The following is a 15,407-nucleotide window of genomic DNA, read 5'->3' on the forward strand; positions in this document are numbered from 1 at the left end:
ACCACCATGTCCGTCCTGTTCGACCACATCGGTGAGCTGCTCACCGGCCTGCTGGTGACCCTGGAGCTGGCCGTGCTCGCCTTCCCGCTCGCCGTGCTGATCGGGACCGTGCTCGGCGTCTGCCGCGTCGGCCCGATCGCCCCGCTGCGGGCGGCGGCCGGCCTCTACGTCCAGTGCCTGCGCAACGCACCGCTGCTGCTCGTCCTGGTCATGGTGGTGTTCGGGCTGCCCTACGTCGGGGCGACCGTGCCGCTGTTCGGCTCGGTCGTCCTCGGCCTGGGGCTGTACTTCGGGGCCTACGTGTGCGAGACGGTCCGCTCGGGCATCGCGGCCGTCCCCACCGGGCAGATCGAAGCGGCCCGCGCGCTCGGGCTGCCGTTCTCCGGCGTCCTGCGGCAGGTCGTGCTGCCGCAGGCGTTCCGGTCCATGGCCCAGCCATTGGGCTCGATCTTCATCAACGTCTGCCTCGCCTCGGCGCTCGGCGCGGCCGTCGGCGTGCAGGAGCTCACCGGCTCCGCGCGGCAGTTCAACCTCGACCACGCCCAGCCCATCCCCAGCTTCATCGCGGCGGCGATCGGCTACCTGCTGATCACCCTCACCGCGGGGCAGCTGACCGGGGTCATCGAACGGAAGGTCCGGATCCGGCGATGAAGTCCACCGTGTTGTTCGACGAACTGGGTCCCCGGGGGAAGAAACGGCTTCGCATCGCGACAGTCGTCGCTTCTCTCGTCGTACTCGGCCTGCTCGCCGGGGCCATCGCCCAGCTCGGCCACGTCGGCCAGCTCTCGTCCCGGCTGTGGGCGCCGCTGGCGTCCTGGCCCAACATCCGCTACCTGCTCGACGGCCTGGGCATGACGCTGCGGATCGGCCTGTCGTGCGCGGCGATGTCGCTGGTGTTCGGCACGGTGTTCGGCCTCGGCCGGCTGTCGCCGCGTCGCTGGCTGTCCGTGCCGTGCGCGGCCGCGATCGAGCTGTTCCGGGCGATCCCGCTGATCCTGCTCGTGTACTTCTTCCTCATCGGCCTGCCCGCGTTCGGGTGGAACCTGCCGCCGTTCTGGGTGCTGTCCATCCCGATCGTGCTGCACGCGGGCTCGGTGTTCGCCGAGATCGTCCGCGCCGGCGTGAACTCCCTCGACCGCGGCCAGTTCGACGCGGCGGCGGCGATCGGACTGCACCGCGGCCAGGCCCTGCGGCTGGTGGTGCTGCCCCAGGTGTTCCGCGCGCTGCGCCCGGCCCTGGTGACGCAGGTGATCCGGACGCTCAAGGAGTCGAGCCTCGGCTACGTCGTGAGCTACCCGGAACTGCTGCGCAACGGGCAGGTCCTCGGCGAGTACAACGCGAACTTCCTGCAGGCGTACGCCTTGACGGCCGCGTTCTACATCGTCATCAACTTCGGCTTGTCGCGGATCGCCGACCTGCTGGACCGGCCGCCGCGACGGCGTCGGCGAGCCCGCGTCGCCCGGGCCGACTCACCGGTACCGGCGGCCGTGGTGGAGAGCGTTTCGTGACGGGGAACAGTTTCGGGAGCCGGTCCGAGCTCGAGCTGGCGGGCGAGCGGTACCGCGTGCACCGCGTCGACGCCGTGCCCGGCTCGGACCGGCTCCCGCTGAGCCACAAGATCCTGCTGGAAAACCTGCTGCGCCACGAAGACGGCCGGACCGTCACCGCCGAGCGGATCTCCTCGCTCGCGCGCGGCGAAAAGGGCGTCGTCGCGTTCTCGCCGTCGCGGGTCTTCCTGCACGACACCAACGGCGTCCCGGTGCTGACCGACCTGGCCGCGCTGCGCGACGCCGTGGCCGAGGCGGGCGGCGACCCGGCCGCGGTGCGCCCTCGCGTGCCCGCCCACCTGACCGTCGACCACTCCATCGCCACCGAGGTCTCCGGGCGGCCGGACGCCGTGCGGCGCAACGTCGAAATCGAGTACGCGCGCAACGGCGAACGCTTCCGCTTCCTCAAGTGGGGCGACCGGCTCGGCCTGCGCGTGGTCCCGCCGGGCACCGGGATCATGCACCAGATCAACCTCGAGCACCTGGCGAGCGTGGTCGAGCAGCGGGACGGCTGGGCGTTCCCGGACACCTGCGCCGGCACCGACTCCCACACCACGATGGTCAACGCGCTGGGCGTGCTGGCCTGGGGTGTCGGCGGGGTCGAGGCCGAGGCCGCGCTGCTCGGGCAGCCGCTGAGCCTGCTCGTGCCGCCGGTCGTCGGCGTCGAGCTGACCGGCGAGCTCCGCACCGGTACCACGGCGACCGATTTGGTGCTCACCGTCGTCGAGCGGCTGCGGGCGCACGGGGTGGTCGGGAAGTTCGTCGAGTTCACCGGCCCGGCCGTGGCGCGCCTGCCGCTCGCCCACCGCGCGACGATCGCGAACATGTGCCCGGAGTTCGGCGCCACCGCGGCGTTGTTCCCGATCGACGGCACGACACTGGCGTACCTGCGCCTGACCGGCCGTCGCGCGGACCACGTCACGGCCGTCGAGACGTACGCGAAGGAGCAAGGCCTCTGGCACGACCCCGACGCGGACCCGCGTTACGACGAGCGGCTGCGGATCGATCTCTCCGCGGTGACCGCGTCCCTCGCCGGGCCGCGGCGGCCGCAGGACCGCGTCGCGCTCGCCGACGTCCCTGCGAGCGTCAGCCGCGCGCTGGGGTCCACTTCGGACGGTCCGGTGCCGGAAGGTGCGGTGGCCATCGCGGCGATCACGTCGTGCACGAACACGTCCAACCCGCACGTGATGGTCGCCGCCGGGCTGCTCGCCCGCAACGCCCGCGCGCGCGGCCTCTCGGCGAAGCCGTGGGTGAAGACGAGCCTGGCGCCGGGGTCGAAGACCGTCACGGAATACCTACGGCGGGCCGGGCTGACGGCACCGCTGGACGAGCTGGGCTTCCAGCTGGTCGGCTACGGCTGCATGACGTGCATCGGCAACTCCGGCCCGCTGCTCTCCCAAGCCGCGGCGGCGGTCGCGGAACGCGGAACCGTCGTCGCGTCCGTGCTGTCGGGGAACCGGAACTTCGACGGCCGGATCAACAACGACGTCTCGCTCAACTACCTGGCCTCGCCGCCGCTGGTCGTCGCGTACGCGCTGGCCGGAAGGGTCACGGCCGACCTGACGACCGAGCCGCTCGGCACGGACCCGGACGGCTCCCCCGTCTTCCTCGCGGACATCTGGCCGGACGACGCGGAGATCGACGCGGTCGTCAATGCACACCTCACGCCGGAGCTGTTCCGCGACGCGTATGCGGACGTCTTCGACGGCGACTCGCTGTGGGCCGAAGTGCCCGCGGCGGACGGCGACCGGTTCGCCTGGCCGTCCGGCTCGACCTACCTGCGGCGGCCACCGTTCCTCGACGTCCCGGCCGCGCCCCCGGCCGACCTGACCGGCGCCCGGGCGTTGCTGCTGCTGGGCGACTCGGTGACGACGGACCACATCAGCCCCGCGGGCCGCATCCCGCCGTCGAGCTGCGCGGGCCGGTACCTGACTGGGCTCGGCGAGACCGAGCTGAACACGTATGCCTCCCGCCGCGGCAACTTCGAGGTGATGGTCAGAGGTGGGTTCGCCAATCCCCGCTTGGAAAACCGGCTCGCGCCGGGCGGCCTGACCCGCGACGTCACGGGTGCGGCGGTGCCGGTGTACGAGGCGTCCCGGTCGTTCGCGGGGACTCCCCTGCTGGTGGTCGCGGGCCGCGAGTACGGCACCGGTTCGTCGCGCGACTGGGCGGCGAAGGCCACGGCGTTGCTGCGGGTCCGGGTGGTGCTGGCTCAGTCGTTCGAGCGGATCCACCGGTCGAATCTGGTGCAGCTGGGTGTGCTGCCGCTGCAGTTCGCGGAGGGGCAGAGCGCGGACTCTTTGGGCCTGGACGGCACGGAGGAGTTCGACCTGCTGGGCATCCCGGAGGCGGTCGCCGACCCGGAGCGGCCGGTGACCGTGCGAGTCCGGCCGCGGGAGGGGGCCGCGTTCGAGTTCGCGGTGCGGGCCCGGCTCGACACCCCGCAGGAGGCGGTGCACTACGCGAGTGGCGGCGTGCTGCCCCAGGTGTTGCGGCATTTCGTGGGGGACGCCGGATCGGGCCGCACCACGGCGGCCGGCTGACCGACCTCACGCAGGCGTCAGCCGAGGCGACACTAAGCCATTCGGGCATGATCACGGCCGATCGCTCACCAGGCGAGCACCTCTGGCCCGGGCGTGTGCAATAGCTAGCTCGCAGACGAACAAAGCGCTCACGGCGGCGGTCGGGCTCGGGACGATCATGGGCGAATCGCTGCTCACCGCGCCGGCCAACCCGATCGTCTCCTTCCGCGTGTCAAAGGTGCCGATCGAGCCGTGGAAGTACAGCGCCTGGGAATCCGCATAGCGAGCGGGCGCCCGGAATCCGGGCGCCCGCTCGTCATCGCTCTCCTCTCAGGGTGCGCAGGCGTTCGGGTTGTCGAAGTGGCCCGGCGTGGTCGGGAACGCCGGTCCGGCCCCGTGGTCCTGCAGGTCCGCCTGGTACACCAGCGCCAGCTCGTCGTACGCCGACGTGCCCGTCGTCGTCACGTCGGCCGGGGCCTGGCCCGCGCCCAGGGAGTGCGCCCACCGCTGCAGGAAGTCCTGCTGCGTCGGGCTCCACTGCCGAACGTCGTTGTACCCGCCGTACGCCGCATTGCAGTGGGTGTACAGGTTGTACGCCCCGCCCCAGTCCAGCAGGCGGTCGCCCTGGTTGGGGCCGTTGTCGGCCACGTCGGCCTGCAGCACGTCACGGTCCCAGCCGCCGTAGATCCAGTCGATGCCCTGGTGGTGCTGGTTGTCCGCGACGTCGGCGTTGTCGAGGTTGGTCATCTCGAACCACGTGCACGGGTCCACCGTGACCGCGTTCTTGCCGTTGCCGAACGTCTGCGGCCACGGGTTCGCCGAGCACGTCGACGATCCCGGTGTGCCGTACGTTCCGCGCGGGCGCCAGTCGATGATGTCCGAACCCAGCGCTCCCGTCACCGGGTCGACCGACGGGCCGGTCGTCGCGCCCTTGCCGCCGAGCACGTAGTCGACGAGCGAGTCGTTGACGCCGCGGTCGTTCGGGTTGGCCGCGTCGGTGCCGCCCTTGCCGCCCCACAGCACGTCCGCGCCGTCGTCGCCGAAGACGTTGTCCCCGCCCGAATCGCCGTTGGCCAGGTCGTCGCCGTAGCCGCCGTGGATCGAGTCGTGGTCGTCGCCGCCGCGGATGCGGTCGGTGCCGCCTTCGAGGTCGCCGCGGTGCGGCATCGCCGGAGCGGTGCCGGGTGCGGCGAACGCGTCGCCGTTGACGTCGTGCTGCAGGTCGACCTGCCGGGTGACCGAGCCGGCCAGGAATCCCTCGTAGTGGATCTGGGGCACCTGGCTGTTGTCGATCACGAACTTGTTCGAACCGTCCTGGTACACGTCGACGATGCCGCCGCGGTCGCCGACCATGGCGTCGTCGCCGCCGGTGCCCCACATCCGGTCGTCACCCAGCTCGCCGTACATGTCGTCGGCGCCGTCACCCGGAGCCGTCGCCGTGCCGGTGTCGCCGTACATCAGGTCGTTCCCGTCCTGGCCGTACAGCGTGTCCTCGCCCGCGTCGCCCCACAGGTTGTCCGCACCCCAGGCGCCGGGCGCCTCACAGGTGGCCTGCGTGGTGGTGCAGAAGCGGGTCGGAGCCCCACCCGCGCCGTGGCGGACGAACGCCGCCCCGGCCGGCGGGGTCGCCGGGTAGCGCTTGGCGTAGATCCGGTTGGTCAGCGGCAGGGAGACCTTCGACAGGTCGTCGCCGAGCGCCACCGGCTTTCCCGTCTGGTCCACGATGTCCCGCACCGCGGTGCCGCCGTCGCCGAGGATGAAGTCGGCGGCGCCGTCGCCGTGCACGTCGTCGGCCGTGTCGCGGAAGACCGCCAGCGAACTGCCGCCGAGCAGGTCGTCCTGCCCGTTCGGCGCGGAGACGTCACCGAGGTCGTCCGACGCCGTGCCCGGCCACGCCGGGGTGGCCGGCGCGATCGCGATCCCGGCTTCGGCCAGCGTGCGGTCGCCGAACACCGTGTCGTGCCCGCCGTTGCCCTCGGCGTAGTCGTCGTTCGCGCCGCCGGAGATCTGGTCGTCGCCGTCCTGGCCGAAGATCACGTCGACGCCGCCGCCACCGGACAGCTGGTCGCCGCCCGCCACCGGACGCGTGGGCGCGCCGAGGAACCCGTTGCTCCACGAGAGGTCGAGCAGCCGCAGCGAACGCTGTGTCTCGAACGTCCCGTTGCTGCCCACGCGGAGCAGGTACGGCGACGGCGGCGCGATCCGGTCGGTGATCGCGTTGTCGCCGAGCACCACGTCGTCACCCGCGCCACCGAACACGGCGTCACCGGTGTCCGGCTGGCCCTGGGTGGTCAACGCCGTGTCGGTCCCGAAGATGACCGAGCTGCCGCCGACGAGGTCGTCGTCGCCGCCGTTGCCCTCGAGCCAGTCCCGGCCGGGCCCGCCTTCGGCGTAGTCGCCGTCGGCGTTGCCCTTGATCCGGTCGTTGCCGGACTGGCCGAGGATCGCGTCGCAGCCGTTGTCCCCGGTGATGTCGTCGCCGCCTGAGGTGTTCGGCACCGGTCCGTCGCCGAGGTCGTACAGCTGGATGCTGCGCTGGACCATCGGGGCCGACGCGGGAACGTCGGTGTCGAAGCGCCCCTGCGTGATCGGGCTCTTCGGGATGCCCGCGTCCCGCGTGAGCAGCGCGTTGTCACCGGTGATCAGGTCGGCGTCGTCGCCACCGGAAATGGTGTCCCCGGCGTCGAGCTGACCCGCGGTGCCCTGGCCCGTGCCCGATTCGACGTACGAGGAGCCGCCGACCAGGTCGTCCTGCCCGGACTCGCCGAACAGCTTGTCCGCGTCCTGGTCACCTTCGGCGTAGTCGTCCCCGGCGTCGCCGTGCACGGTGTCCGCGCCGCCCTGGGCGTAGATGACGTCCGTGGCTTCGCCGCCGTAGATCGAGTCGCCGCCGGAGGTGCCCGCCGCCGGGGTGTAGCCGAGGTCGAACAGCACCACGTGCCGTCCGGCCGACAGCCCGCGGCCCCGCGTCACCGGGTCGCCGGTGTCGCCACCGCCGGTGCCGGTGATCGTGGCGTTGTCGCCGGCGATCACGTCGTCGCTGCCGCCGCCGGAGATCGTGTCGCCGGCGTCCGGGTAGCCGGTCGCGTTCTTGACCGCCGGGTTGCCCGGCGTCTGGTGGCTGCCGCCGATGATGTCGTCGGCATCGGCCTCGCCGTTCAGCTTGTCGGCGCCCGGGTTGCCTTCGATGCGGTCGGGGTCCTTCCCGCCGAAGACCGTGTCGTTCTCCAGCCCGCCGAACAGCGCGTCGTTGTCGAACCCGCCGGAGATCGTGTCGTCGCCGCCCAGCGCCGGGTCGGTGCTGGCCAGGTCGAACACCGGGCCGCCGGCCGCCAGCGGATCACCGTTGTCGCCGATGATCGTGTCCGGGCCGCTGTCGCCGAACAGCTGGTCGCCGTCGTCGGCCTGCCCGGCCGCCCGGGTGCCGCCGACGATCGTGTCGCCGGCCAGGCCACCCGAGACCCAGTCCTTCCCGTCGTTGCCTTCGATGGTGTCGGGGTCGTCGCCGCCGAACATCGTGTCGACGCCGCCGTTGCCGTACAGCGTGTCGGCGCCGGAATCGCCGTAGACGGCGTCGTCGTCCGAGCCGCCCCAGACCTGGTCCGCGTCGCGGCCACCGTGCAGGGCGTCCTTGCCCTTCTCGCCGCACACCAGGTCATCGCCCGCTTCGGCATCGACGTTGTCGTCACCGCCGCCCGCGCGCACGTTCTCCACGCCGGCGCCGCCGATGATCCGGTCGTTGCCGTCGAGCGGGTCATCGACCGACTCGTCTACCGGGGTCGACGGGATCGGCGTCCCCGCCTTGCACGGGGTCGTCTGCTTGTCGCCGTAGACGTCCGCGCCGCCGTCGCCGCCGATGACGTGGTCGAAGCCGAGGCCGCCGACCAGCGTCTTGTGGGACGGGGTGATCCCCGTCGGCAGCGGGGTGTGCGTGACGACGTAGAACGGCCCGAAGCCGTCGGTCTTCCCCGGGTTCGGGAAGTCCAAGGTGGACGGTTCGGCGATGACGTAGTCGTCGTCCGGCCCGCCGTAGAGCGTGTCGGGCCCGTACCCGCCGAACAGGATGTCGTTGCCGCCGCCACCGCGGAAGTCGTCGTGCTGGTCCTTGGTGGAGTGGCCGGTGACGCGGTCCTGGCCCTTGCCGCCGTACACCGTGTCGTTGCCGCTGCCGGTGTCGATGGTGTTGATCGGCCCGCCCGCGGGTCCGCCGGTGGTGTTGGCGTCGTCGGAGCCGTAGCCGTCGATGCCGGGATCGACCTGGCCCGCCGGGTAGATCTGGTCGGCCCCGGTGCCGCCGGCGAACCGGTCGCTGCCGTCGCCGCCGACGAGCGTCGCCCCTTGCGAGACGAACAGCGCCTGCGGATACGTGGGCACGTCCTTGAGGGGGTCGTCGGCCGCGACGCTCAGGGTGTCGTCGCCGCCGTTGCCGTACGCCGTGGACTTCGCGAGGCCGAGCTTGATCGTGTCACCGGCGTCGCCGGTCCCGGTGCCGCCCGCCGGATCGGGCAGCGAGGCCCAGTTCGGCACGGAGACGGTCGGGCCGCCGCTGCCGTCGGCGATCGGGTCGCCGCCGTCGCGGCCGTCGTTCGGCAGCTCCTTGAGCCCGATCGACGTCAGCGGGGGCGGCGCGCCGAGGCTCGAGTCGCCCGCGACGACGTCCACGCCGTTGCCGACGGTGATGCTGTCGACGCCGGGGCCACCCGCGACGCGGGCTTTCGCATCGTCGCGGACGTAGCTCGTCTTGTTCGCGGCGAGCACGGTCCGGTCGCCGGTGACGATGACGTCGTCACCGCCACCGCCGTCGATCCAGGAGTTGCCGATGCCGGTCTTGATCTGGTCGTTCTGCGTGCCGCCGAACACGATCGCGTCGCGGTCGAACTGCGCGGTGGGCGGCGGTGGGCCGTCCTTCGCGGTGTCGGCCTTGGCGTCCCCGATGAACGTCACGCTCATCGGCTTGGTGTAGCCGCGGCCGTCCACGACGACCCGTTCGATGTTCGCGTTCCGGAACTCGCGCCGGATGCCGAGCATGTCCACGGCCACGCCGGTGAACGCCGGGTTCGCCGCGTTGGCGTAGTCGTGCAGCGAGGTGATCTTGACGGTCTCCTTCTCCTGCTTGTCCGACTCGTAGGGGTCACCCGCGCCGCCGCCGCGCTGCGTGGTGTGGCCGAGCGCGGCCGCGTACACGACCAACGTCTTGCCGTCCCCGCTCAGCCCGCCGAGCTTCGGCGGTGGTGGTGTGCAGTTCGGGGTCGCGGTGAAGTCGAGCAGCGTGACGTCGACGATCGTGAAGCTGAACGACACCGAGAACGGGCCGAACCCGACCGTCACGTACAGCTTGAGGAAGACGTAGAGCCGCCCGGACACGGTGAACAGACATATCGGGTTGTTCAACGCGGTTTGCAGGAACTCCGTTATCCGGAACTTCCCGTCGTGGTTGGGGTCGTTCCACAGGAAGGACACGGTGAGCCCGAGCCCGCCTTCGATGCCGACCGTGATGATCACCGCCGTGACCGCGGCGCCGGCCGCGATCTCGCCCGTGAAGGACACGACCGGGATCGGCTTGCCGTTTTCCGTGGTGTAGAAGAACAAGCTCTGCAGGAAGGCGTTGCCCACCTTGCCGAAGTCGAGATTGCCCGCGCGGGCCGCCTCGAACGCCTTGCGGATGCCGTAGGTGTCGAACCCGGCGACGATCCGCAGCGACACCGTCGCCGAGCCGTGCAGGGTGATCACCACCGGCGGCGGCGCGTACACCGGCCCAAACTGCTGGCGCCAGTCGAAGCCGAGGCGCAGCGGCCCGGAGTCGAACTTGACCAGGTCGACGTCGCCGCCGAGCAGCACGTTGAACAGGGACGCCGGCTTCTCGAACACCGGGAAGCTGAACCCGGCCGCCGACGCCTGGGTGGTCATCGGGTTGACCGACTTCGTGTTGGAGTTCTTGCCGTTGATCGTGTCGAGCAGCGGCGCGAACGTCGTGCCGCCACCGGCGTCCTTCTTGCCGCTGATCAGGCTTTCCGTGTTGTCCGGTGTCGCCGTGGTGTCGAGGGCCTTCTGCCCGCCGAGCTCGAACGAGCCGAGCGGGATCAGGCACTTCGTCGTGCACGTCGGGAAGTTGTTGATGAAGTTGACGACCCCGGCGATCGTGTCGACGAACTTCAGGTCCGGGCCACCGGCGATCGTGGTGAACGCCTTGCCGAGGGAGACGAGCGTGACGTCGCCGCCGCCGGCCAGGTGGGACAGGTCCGACAGCACCGGGATCGGCGCGTACAGCGTCTTGATCACCGGGTCGAGCGGGCCGGTCACCTGCTTGATCTTGTTCACGATCGGGCTGAGAATCTTCCCGAAGATCTCGCCGCTGTCGATGGCGACCTTGTCGAAGGCCAGCGTCAGCGGGCTGTTGCCACCGTCGGCGCTGTTGGTGCCCGGCTTGGCGTTGTTCCACGCCCAGTGCAGGCGGAAGTTCGCCTGGATGCCCGGGAACCCGGCGTCGTCGCCCGGCCGCGCCTTGAGCAGCCAGTTGATGTCCGCGCTCGCGTGCAGCTTGACGTCGGCGAGCCGGTCCAGCCCGGCGTTCTGCAGGTCGGTCAGGTGCAGCCGGCCGTTGGTCGGGTCGTCCGGCGCGATCAGGTCGATCTTGAACGCGCCGCCGAACAGCGGCAGGACGGCGTTGGCCGGGGGCGCGGCCGCGGCGTTGCAGTCGTCGGCACTGAAGTCCTTGGTGCAGTTCTCCGCGGTGATGTTGATGAACGCGAGCTGCGCGTTGATCTTCTGCGGCAGGGTGACGTTCAGCCCGACCGCGAACTCCGGCTGCGCGGAGTCCTTGGTGCTGACGAAGAACCCTTCGCTGCGGCTGATGCCCATGGCCAGGTGCAGCCGCCAGCCGAGCTGGACCTCGGGGCCCGCGCCGCCGTCGGCCTTGAGCGAGAACCCGGGGATGCCCAGGTCCAGGGGCACGGACTTCTTGAGGCACTCGTGGCCCGCGGGCAGTCCGGTGCAGTTGAGCAGGTCGCCGCTGAAGTCGCCCTGGCTGACGTTGAGGCTGATGGTCACGGCGTCTAGGTCGTTATACGCGCAATCGTGCGGCTGCGGGTTGTCGGCCGGGTTCTCCGGCGCCCCGCCGATCGCGGCAGCACCGGTGTCGGTGGTCTTGGTGTCGGTGACGTCCGCGATGAGCTTGAAGACGCCGACTTCCTCACGGAACACCATGTACCCCGAAGCGCTGTCGACCGGCTCCCACGAGATGTCCAGAGAGTCCGTTGTGGACAGTGCCGCCGGGCCGTTCGTGATCGAGCCCGGGTCGCTCGCCTTGGCCTGCTTCTTCTCCCCGTTGATCGTCGCGTAGGAGGCGACGACGTACCGGTAGGTCTTGTCCGCCGCCGTGGCGCCGTCGTGCAGCTTGACCGTCGGAACGCCGACCGTGCCCAGCCGCGTCTTGCACAACGTGTCGACGGTGACGGTGTCCGGGTTGAGGCCCGCGGCGGCGAGCTTCCCACCGAGCTGGTCGTTCACCCAGCCGCGGACCGCGGCCATGTCGGTGAAGTGGCCGTCCGCGGGCAGCTGGTCCAGCGCGGTGTGGATCGCCGTGCGCAGCTTGCCGATGAAGTCCGCGCCCTGCTGGAGGTCGTCGCCGAGCAGCGGCAGCTTGCCGCCGAAGCTGGCGGTGTTGAGTGCCTGCTCCGCCAGGTTGAGGTAGCTGTCGAGACCGTCGAGCCTGCCGAAGTCGATCAGCCGCTTGCCCAGTTCCTGGCCCAGCAGCGTCGGATCCGGGGTCTCCAGCCGCGGGTGGCCGTCGATGGCCGCGCCGGCCAGGTTGAAGTAATCATCGGGTGTCGTCGACTTGGGCAGGCGCAACGCGAAGTCGTTCGCCTTGGTCTCGTCGGTGATCACCTTGGTGTAGGTCGCGCCGCCGTCTTCGCTGATGTACAGCGGCAATTTGGCGCACAGGGCCAGTGGTGTGCTGCCGTCGAGCCCGCAGTTCACTGCCGTGCTCGCGGCGTTGACCGACGGGCCGACCGCGCCCACGAATTCGGAGAACGTGACCGGCGCGCCGGTGCCGCCGCTCTTCGCCAGGTCGAGCGAGTAGGACGCCTTCGCTGTCGCCTTGTCGGGCGACTTCGGGTTGCCGAGCGAGACGGTCAGCGGGCCGAGGGTGGTGGCGATGGTGGCGTTCTCGACGGCGGCGTCGAGCTTCACGCCGATCGACGAGTCGTCCAGGATGCGCAGCGCGTTCGCGTCGGCCGGGCCGGGCCCGGGTGCCAGCGGCACGACCAGGCCCATCTTGACCTCGCCGCCGATGCCGAGCGACACGGAGCCGTCGCCCTGCACCCCGGCGACGCGCTGGTTGCCCGCGGGCAGGCTGAAGTCGAACTGCACCGGCGTGCTGGTGTGGTACGCGCGCTTCCAGTCGAGCCGGATGATCAGTGACGGCGTCCCGGCGAGGTCGGCGTACTCGAACTGCACCGGCACGCTGCCCTTGAACCGGTCGTTGACCGTCTGGACGAGCCGCTGCAGGTTGTCCGACGGCGCCGCCTCCAGCATCGAGATGACGTCGTCCAGTTCGGACCGGATCACGTAGGCCGTCGAGGGCGAGGGCTGACTGGCCCACGGCGCGGCCAGGGTGAGGGTGTCCGCGCTGACGCTGCCGACGATGCCCACCTGGGTCCCGGCGACGACGGTGCGCCCGACGAGCGTCGGCGGGAACGCGTTGCCCTTCTCGACGCTGCGCGCGGCGTCCTTCACGAAGTTCGGCCCGTAGGTCACCGTCGGGCCGGAACCGGATTCGTCGGCCCGCAGCAGGTCCCGCAGCGAACGGCCGACCAGCGGGATCTTCGTGCCGAACACCGCGGCCCCGGCCGGGGAGGCGTCGCTGATCGACGCGTTCAGCGTCTGCAGCGTCTTGAGGATGATCGAGAACAGCGCCTTCGGATTGGCCGGGTCGAAGTCGAAGTTCGCCAGCTCGGAAAGGTCGCTCGTGCTGAACTGCGGGCCCTCGGACCCGGACAGCTTGGTGAGGTCGTTCCAGGTGAACCCGGCGTGCGCGGTGGCGCCCTTGAGGAAGTCACCGGTGCCCGGCGCGCTCGCGTCGACGCCGCCCGCGCCGCGGACGTGCACCTGGAAGTCGAGCAGCGAACCGGGGTCGTGCAGCAGCTTGTCGACGACGCCACCGAAGGTCAGGTCGCCCTGGTCCTTGAGGGTGACCTGGAGCATGTGGTCGTCGGCGGCGGGGGTCCCGGCGCAGTCGGCGCCCGCGGCCGGGTGGCAGACGTGCGCCGCGCCCTTCAGCTCGACCTGCAGGAAGCCGGCGTTGGCGAACAGGTCGATGCCCGCGTCCATCGGGAAGTCCGCGGTGAACAGCGAGGGGCTGCCGGACGTGCGCAGCAGCACCCGGTCCGGCCCGGTCGGCGTCGCGCCGACGAGCGTCGTGCTGCCGTCCGGGTTCTTCTGCTCGATCGGCGGGTTGTGCACGGTCGGGTTCTGCAGGTCGAGCACGAGCGTGACGGCGGCGGCGTAGCTGGGCTTCACCTTCGCGGTGGCGTTGACCGCGTTGGCCTCACCGACACCGCGCCCGCCGCTCTTCAGGTCGTTGCCGAGCTGGACGACGCCGACGTCGCCCTGCATCCCGGAAATCGTGTACGGCGCGTTGGCCACCGGGATCACCGGCGTCCAGCCGGGCGCCTGGAGGAAGAGCGTGTGCTCGTCGTTGTTCTCGACCGTCGCCCCGGCCGCGCCGGCGACGACGTGCCGCCCGGCGAACTCCCCCGGCTTCCACTTCTGGTTCTCGTCCTTGAGGGTGGTCTGCGTGTAGGTCGTCTTCGCCGGGCTACCCGCCGGGCCGGACGACGCCGCGGCGGCCGCGTTGAGGTCGATCGCCGTCGCGGGGGCCTGGCGGGACAACGTGATCTTGAAGTCCAGCTTGGTCGTGCCGGGCGGGAAGTGGACGTCGGAGATGCCGATCTTCGAGTCACCCGGCAGGTTCGCCGCGGTGTTGAGCTTGTCGAGCATTTCCTGCAGGGACACGAACTTCGGCTCGCCCGCCTGCGCCGGGTCCGCCGCGGTCTTGGTGTTGTCCGTCAGGAACTTCTTGATCGACTCGTTGAGCTGGATCGCGTCGGCCAGCGAGCCCTTGAGGAACGGCAGGTCGAGGTTGCCGATCGGGTTGGCCGCGTCGCCCCACTTCGCGCGCTGGATCGACGTCAGCGTCGTGGCCAGCTGTGCCAGGCCGGTGGCCAGGTCGCGCGGGGTCATGTTGAGGAACGGGCCGACCGTGCCGATGCCCTCCGGCGTGATCTGCGGGGTGCCGGTGGCGATGTCCGGCCAGTTGAGGCCGATCTTGGCGTCCACCGCGGGCAGGTCGAGGGAGAACGAGCTGGCGGGGGCCGCGGCGAGGTGCAGCGAACCGGTCAGGGATCCGGCCGGGCTCGCGAAGCCGAAGCTGACGAGGCCGGCCAGGGAACCGTTCTGGGCGAGTTCTCCCGCAGTGCCGTCGAAGTTGGTGAAGGCCAGCCTGCCGTCGTTGTCGGGATCGTTGACGGTGGCGGCGAAGTGCGCCTTGAGGCTGAGCGAGGAGTCGGCCTCGACGAGCTTGACCCCGAGGATGCCGACCGCGGCTTTGACGGCCTTGGCGTCGGCGATGTTCGCTTCGGCGTCGACCGTCAGGGCCGGGGTCGTCCCGTCGTTGACGAAGTACGCCTTGTCATGGGCCTTGTCCCAGACCACGGTCAACTTCAGCGTGGCGGCGACGGTGAGCCGCACGCCGCCGGTGGACGAGAACGCCGACTGCGGGGCGTTGGTGCCGTCGCCGATCGGGATCGGGACGCTCAGCGCCTGGTCGTTCAGCACCCGGGAGACCGTCAGGGTCAGGTCGAGCTTCTTGTCCTCGCCGACGGTGCTCAGCGTCGTCTTCAGCGTCCCGGTGCGATCTCCGGACAGGGTGATCGGCTGGTCGATGTCGAGATCGGCGTCGCCGACGGCGTCGGCGAACTTCTTGTCACCGGTGTGGAAGGCGTCTTGCGCCAGGGTGTCGAACCCCAGCGCGGCACCCGGGCTGGTCTGGACGGCGGGCAGCGGCTTGGCGAGCTGCCCGAGGGTGCCCAGGCCCTTCGACCACGCGGCGAAGCTGTTCGCCGGGGCGGCGAGCGCGTTCACCAGCGTGCCGACGCCGGGACTCGCGGCGTGCGCCGGCGCGGCGGTGACGACGCTGCCGCCGAACGCCAGCGCGAACACCGTGGTCAGTCCGAGCCACCTTCTCGAGCCCATGGTCACCCTCCACGTCCGCGGGCGCACGGAAGCCGGGCGCCGCCGGGCGAGATTGACAAACGGGACGGATCTCCGGGAAGGCCCG

The 15,407-nt window shown here is 70.9% G+C and carries 4 protein-coding genes; 3 read left to right on the forward strand and 1 reads right to left on the reverse strand.

Annotated elements, in window-relative coordinates; translation table 11 throughout:
* The first annotated feature begins 6 nt into the window (after positions 1 to 6).
* Genes QP939_RS45150 through acnA form a run of 3 tightly spaced genes read left to right on the forward strand, consistent with a single transcriptional unit; the run spans position 7 to position 4,090 of the window.
* A complete protein-coding gene (locus tag QP939_RS45150; protein ID WP_285452978.1) occupies positions 7 to 651 on the forward strand; it encodes an amino acid ABC transporter permease in 645 nt (214 codons plus the stop codon).
* Positions 648 to 1,508, forward strand: a complete 861-nt coding sequence (locus tag QP939_RS45155; protein WP_285452979.1) for an amino acid ABC transporter permease — start codon at positions 648 to 650, stop codon at positions 1,506 to 1,508. The genes QP939_RS45150 and QP939_RS45155 overlap by 4 nt, the downstream gene beginning before the upstream one ends.
* Positions 1,505 to 4,090 (forward strand): aconitate hydratase AcnA, encoded by a 2,586-nt coding sequence (gene acnA / locus QP939_RS45160; protein ID WP_285452980.1) that lies wholly within the window; start codon positions 1,505 to 1,507, stop codon positions 4,088 to 4,090. The genes QP939_RS45155 and acnA overlap by 4 nt, the downstream gene beginning before the upstream one ends.
* A 309-nt stretch (positions 4,091 to 4,399) precedes the next feature.
* On the opposite strand, the gene QP939_RS45165 is transcribed toward acnA, so the two are convergent.
* The gene (locus QP939_RS45165) at positions 4,400 to 15,322 is read right to left on the reverse strand and encodes a calcium-binding protein (RefSeq protein ID WP_285452981.1); all 10,923 of its coding nucleotides are present in this window, start codon (positions 15,320 to 15,322) and stop codon (positions 4,400 to 4,402) included.
* Positions 15,323 to 15,407: the final 85 nt, after the last annotated feature.

It is taken from the genome of Amycolatopsis nalaikhensis (genome assembly GCF_030264295.1).
In the GTDB taxonomy this organism is placed as follows: domain Bacteria; phylum Actinomycetota; class Actinomycetes; order Mycobacteriales; family Pseudonocardiaceae; genus Amycolatopsis; species Amycolatopsis nalaikhensis.